The 5143-nt window shown below is 53.1% G+C and carries 6 protein-coding genes; 5 read left to right on the forward strand and 1 reads right to left on the reverse strand.

Annotation, left to right across the window (positions count from 1 at the left end):
• A partial coding sequence (locus tag OXU50_01725) for a hypothetical protein (GenBank protein MDD9868601.1) occupies positions 1 to 271 on the reverse strand: 271 nt, incomplete at its 3' end.
• Here OXU50_01725 and OXU50_01730 point away from each other — a divergent pair.
• From OXU50_01730 to OXU50_01750, 5 genes are all read left to right on the forward strand, one after another.
• Entirely contained in the window at positions 259 to 1161 is a 903-nt protein-coding gene (locus OXU50_01730) for an Abi family protein (GenBank protein MDD9868602.1), read from the forward strand. The genes OXU50_01725 and OXU50_01730 overlap by 13 nt on opposite strands.
• Before the next feature lie 35 nt (positions 1162 to 1196).
• A complete protein-coding gene (locus tag OXU50_01735; protein MDD9868603.1) occupies positions 1197 to 2981 on the forward strand; it encodes a site-specific DNA-methyltransferase in 1785 nt (594 codons plus the stop codon).
• Between the two features lie 27 nt (positions 2982 to 3008).
• Positions 3009 to 3248, forward strand: coding sequence for a hypothetical protein (locus OXU50_01740; GenBank protein ID MDD9868604.1), 240 nt, complete (start codon positions 3009 to 3011; stop codon positions 3246 to 3248).
• 138 nt (positions 3249 to 3386) lie between these two features.
• Positions 3387 to 4505 (forward strand): AAA family ATPase, encoded by a 1119-nt coding sequence (locus OXU50_01745; protein ID MDD9868605.1) that lies wholly within the window; start codon positions 3387 to 3389, stop codon positions 4503 to 4505.
• A 2-nt stretch (positions 4506 to 4507) separates the two neighbouring features.
• Complete coding sequence (locus OXU50_01750) at positions 4508 to 5059, forward strand: hypothetical protein (GenBank protein MDD9868606.1); 552 nt, start codon at positions 4508 to 4510, stop codon at positions 5057 to 5059.
• Positions 5060 to 5143 lie beyond the last annotated feature (84 nt).

A 5143-nucleotide genomic window follows, 5' to 3' on the forward strand; every position in this document is an offset into this window, starting at 1 on the left:
GTCCACGCCAAAATCGGCAATAAACAAGAAGCCCCACAATGAACGGCAAATCCCTCAACATCACCGAAGAAAAACTCGCCCGGTTGCGGGAGGTTTTGCCCGAGGCGTTTGCCGAGGGGAAGGTGGATTGGAGAAGTTGCACGCCCCCCTTGACTCGGTTGGCGCAAGTTCTATAATTGGAAACAACAAAACCCGCCAAGGCTATGCTCTTTTGAGTACCCTCAAACCGGCGGGTTACTTTTTTGCTGGAGGCAACCGGTGAAGCGCCCATTTGACAAAGAACCCGCCACCTACGCCGAGCAGATTGAACTGCTCCGGCGGCGCGGCATGGCCGTTCGCGACCTGGCCGAGGCCGAATTCCATCTTCGGCATGTTAATTTCCACCGGCTCAGTGAATACTGGCGCGCTTTTGAGGCCGACCCGGTAACTCACCGATTCCATCCCGGCACCGACTTCGCCGAGGTTCTGAAACTCTATGCGCTGGACCGCGAATTGCGTCTGCTGGTGCTTGACGCCGTGGAACGCGTGGAAGTGTCAGTGCGCAGTCAATGGACTTACCAAATGGCACACCGCCACGGACCGCATGCCCATCTCGATTCCACGCTGGCCGGCAGACGCGGACGCTGGGAACAAAATCTCGCCAAACTTGTCGATGAAACAAGCCGCTCCCACGAGGTTTTCATCCGCAATTACAGGAACAACTATATCGAGGCATTGCCGCCGGTTTGGGTTGTCTGCGAAGCGATGTCGCTGGGGCAACTTTCCCGCTGGTATGCCAACCTCAAACCGATGCGCACCCGGCGCGCAATTGCCGACGGGTATGGGACGGACGAGCAAGTGCTGCAATCCTGGTTGCATCATCTCGCTCATTTGCGCAACATCTGCGCCCACCACAGTCGGCTGTGGAATCGGGCGTTCACCATCACCCCGCGCTTGCCCCGGCACAAGCCCGCCGGGCTCATCAACCAGTGCCGCCGCAACTCGCGCAAGCCATACAACACCCTGGTTATCCTGCTTTATTTGATGGATTGCATTGTCCCCGGGCATCATTGGCGCGCCCGCCTGAAAGCATGGCTGTCTCGCATGGGGGCGGATACGGCGGCCATGGACTTCCCCGGCGGATGGGAACAACAGCCCATCTGGCGGGAGACATCACAATGACCCTCACCTCGCCCAAAAATGCTACCCTGAATCCAATGAACGGCAAATCCCTCAACATCACCGAAGAAAAACTTGCCCGGTTGCGGGAGGTTTTGCCCGAGGCGTTTGCCGAGGGGGCAATCGACTGGGAGAAGTTGCGCGTTATGTTGACGCGGGATGGGGGGTTCAAGGATGAGCGGTATCATCTTAATTGGGCCGGCAAGACCGAGGCGTATCGCGCGTTGCAGGCGGCGACCACGGCGACGCTGGGGCCGTGCCGGGAAGAGTCGGTGGGGTTTGACGGGGCCGGGCATGTGTTTATTGAGGGCGAGAATCTGGCGGTGTTGAAGGTTTTGCAGAAGGCGTGCTTCGGCAAGGTCAAGATGATTTACATCGACCCGCCGTATAACACCGGCAACGACCATTTTATTTATCCGGACCGTTTTGCGATGAGCAAAAAGGACTACCAAAAGCGCGTCGGCGACATGGACGGCGATGGGCGTCTGACGCGCGAGGGGTTGTTCCGCAAAAACAGCCGCGACAACGGGCATTACCATTCCAACTGGCTGAGCATGATTTACCCGCGCTTGTTCCTGGCGCGCAACTTGCTGCGCGATGACGGTGTGATTTTTGTTTCCATTGACGACAACGAGGCGCATAACCTGCGGCTGGTGATGAATGAGATTTTTGGGGAGGAGAATTTTGTTGCGTGTTTTTCATGGAGAAGAACCGACAATCAACCAAACATCGGCAATGTCGCCAGAATAAAGGAATATGTTCTGTGCTTTTCCAGAAATGAAAGTTCTCTCAAGTTCAACAAAATGCAACTGACAGAGAGAGCCAAAAAGGAATATAGATATTCCGATGATAGGGGTTTGTTCAGAAGAGCCATACTCCTTGATAAAACGCGAGGCCGGCATGTTTACTCGGTGACCACGCCGAGCGGCATGACTTTGGATGGCCCCTGGATGATTAAAGAGGACGAGTTCAACAAGTTGCTGAAAAGCAACGGAATTTATTGGACTTCTGGCAAGCAAGAGCAACCTTACGGTAAAACTTACCTTGAGGATTCTGCCGGCCAAATCACGAGCGATTTCTTGGGTATTGAATTTGGCTCCAACCAGCAGGGAAGCATTGAGGTGGAGAAACTTTTCGGTGCCCGCTATTTCGATTTCCCGAAACCGTCAAGTTTGATTAAGCACTTTGTTGTTTTGGGCTCGGACAATGACGGTATCGTGCTCGACTTCTTCGCCGGCTCCTGCACCACCGCCCACGCCGTCCTCGAATTAAACAAGGAAGACGGCGGCAAGCGCAAATTCATCTGCGTGCAGATGCCGGAAGCGTGCGACGAGAAATCCGAAGCGCGCAAAGCCGGCTTTAAGACCATCGCCGACATCGGCAAGGAGCGCATCCGCCGGGTGCTCAAGAACGGCGGCATGAACGCCGGGCTGAAGGTGTTCAAGTTGCGCGAGTCCAACTTCAAACCATGGCGCGGCGATGTGCAAGACGCGGCCGAACTGGCGGCGCAAATGCAACTGCACACCGACCCGGTGGTGGACGGCGCGCGGACCGAGGACATTCTCTACGAACTCCTGCTGAAATCCGGCGTCTCCCTCACCGCCCCACTGCGCGACCACGGCGGCTGGTATCTGGCGGAAGACGCCGGCGCCAAAATCGCCGTCGCGCTGCAACGCATTGACGCGGCGACGCTAAAAGATATACTCGCCGCAGGGCCGGACAAAGTCATCACGCTGGACCGGCTGTTCCAAGGCAACGACCAACTGAAAACCAACACCGCCCTGCAAATGAACGACGCGGGGGTGGGGTTTGAGGTGGTATAATCCGCGCATCGCGCATGAGGTGACACGATGAAAAAGTCAAAGCAAGTTTCCAAAACCCCGGCCGACGATTCATCCCGCCCGCTGCCGCACCCCGGCAACTTCTGGGAATCGCCCACGCTGGAGGAACTGACGCGCATCCAAGGCGTAAAGCCAATCAAAGATGTGCGCGAACTTTTCGGCACCTGGCCGGGGGAGCCGGATGATGGGTTTGAGGAGGCGATAAATGAGTTGCGGTATGGGGATAGGAAAGCGGAATGTCAGAATTAATGACAAGGAAATAGCGCATACAAAAAAGCAGTTGCGCTGTTGGCGGATTATGCCTATAATGGCCGAAAAGTGCTCAAATTTACTGCTTTTTGGGCTTTTTTTGCCCGAGGGCGGTATAACAAACTTCGGAGGCAATACATGAGCAAGCATTTTTTCAAAAATCTGAGAATTGGGAATTTCCGTGGGATTAAATCCTTGGAAATCAATGACCTTGCGCGGGTTAATTTGTTCGTGGGAAAGAATAATTGCGGCAAGACGTCAGTGTTGGAAGCGGCATTTCTTCTGTCGGGAATGTCTAATGCCAACTTGATTGTCACTATGCAAAATCACAGGGGGGTGACCATCACGGAAGGTTCCGATATAAAGGATTTCTTCTATAATCGTGACCACGAGAATGGGTCGATCTTGTCGTGCGCGCAAACGACAGGGGGGAGAAACCTTAAAATTTTACCTTTGTACGGCAATCTGCAAGTGGGGCAGGCGGGTGTGGTTATTTCAAAGGTCCCCGGGAACGGTGATGCGAAATATGCCTCTGAGTTTAGTATGGGGACTCCTGTGACAGGGCAGTCTCTGATTGGGTTTGGGTACGAATTTTCTGTTTCTGGTCAGGCAGATGAAAGCGATGTTCATCGCGCAGGAACTCACTTGACAGAACGTGGCGGTAAAAACTTTGTGGCTTTCACAGATAGTGGCTACAAAGAGCCTATGCGAGGTGCAGGCGTTTATCTATCAAGGAGGGGCTACAACTGCGATTCAGTTGACCAGATGCTCAACAAAAAACGGAAAGAGTTGCTTTTGAGCGCTCTTCAATCAATTGATCCCAAGGTTGTAGACATCAAAACGGGATCACATGATTTGGTGTCCGTTGACGTAGGGTTTCCGGATAGCTTTATCCCCATCAATCTCCTCGGGGATGGGATAATGCGTATTCTGAGCATCCTTTCAGGGATTGACGGGGCCTCGGATGGAATGCTGTTTCTGGATGAAATTGAAAACGGCTTGCACGTCACGGCATTAGAGCGGGTTTGGGAGGTGATACTCAACCACTCGGCAAAATCCAACGCGCAAATTTTCCTCACGACCCACAGCGGGGACGCTATTGAAAGTTTGCGGAATGCGCTGGGTGAAAAATTGTTTCCCGACGTAGTCGCTTGTTACCGTTTGGTCAAATACTCAACGGATGAAGTCCGCGCATACCGCTATTCTGCCGACCAATTGCAAATGGCACTGGCTTCGGAAACCGACATTCGCCTTTAATAATGGCTGTGAATTTTCACATTGTTACTGAGGGCGATGAGGATGTGCGATTCCTGAGAGAATACTTGAGTTTTCTCGGGAAATCCCACTCGGAGGAGTGCTTTAAAGACCTGAAAGGGTGGGGCAAGCTCGGCGGATATACGCCGGACATAGAAGAGATGCAGGACAAAGGAGTCAAGATTTTAATCATTCTTGACGCCAATTCTGATCATGCAAAAAGAAGAAGAGAGGCTGAAAATATTCTCAGCCGCCTGAATCCGCCTCTTTTTCTTTTTCCGGATAATAAGTCCGCGGGGTCTTTGGACGACCTTCTGTTGCGAATCACCTCCTCGGACCACAAGGATGTTTTGGCATGTCTCGAAAAATACGAAAAATGCCTGAGAAAAAGCGGGTATGCTCTTTTTAATGCAAAAAGAAAAGTTTTTGCTTATAAAGATGCCCATGGCCTTCACGGCGTCAAAGGTGCAAACCAATTCGATTCCAAATACTGGAATTATGGCCACCCCGCGCTCAATCCGCTGAAAAAATTCCTCACCGAGCACATCGGCAAATGAAACTCCACTTCAACCCCAACCAGAAACACCAACTGGACGCCGTGGATGCGGTGGTGCGGGTGTTTGAGGGGCAGCCGGCGGGGG

This window comes from Gammaproteobacteria bacterium (genome assembly GCA_028817225.1).
GTDB lineage: Bacteria > Pseudomonadota > Gammaproteobacteria > Poriferisulfidales > Oxydemutatoraceae > Oxydemutator.

What these genes read in the sequence shown, in the direction of transcription:
- OXU50_01735 (MDD9868603.1), top strand. Translation starts at nt 1,197, where the DNA reads ATGAACGGCAAATCCCTCAACATCACCGAAGAAAAACTTGCCCGGTTG.
- OXU50_01740 (MDD9868604.1), top strand. Translation starts at nt 3,009, where the DNA reads ATGAAAAAGTCAAAGCAAGTTTCCAAAACCCCGGCCGACGATTCATCC.
- OXU50_01745 (MDD9868605.1), top strand. Translation starts at nt 3,387, where the DNA reads ATGAGCAAGCATTTTTTCAAAAATCTGAGAATTGGGAATTTCCGTGGG.
- OXU50_01750 (MDD9868606.1), top strand. Translation starts at nt 4,508, where the DNA reads ATGGCTGTGAATTTTCACATTGTTACTGAGGGCGATGAGGATGTGCGA.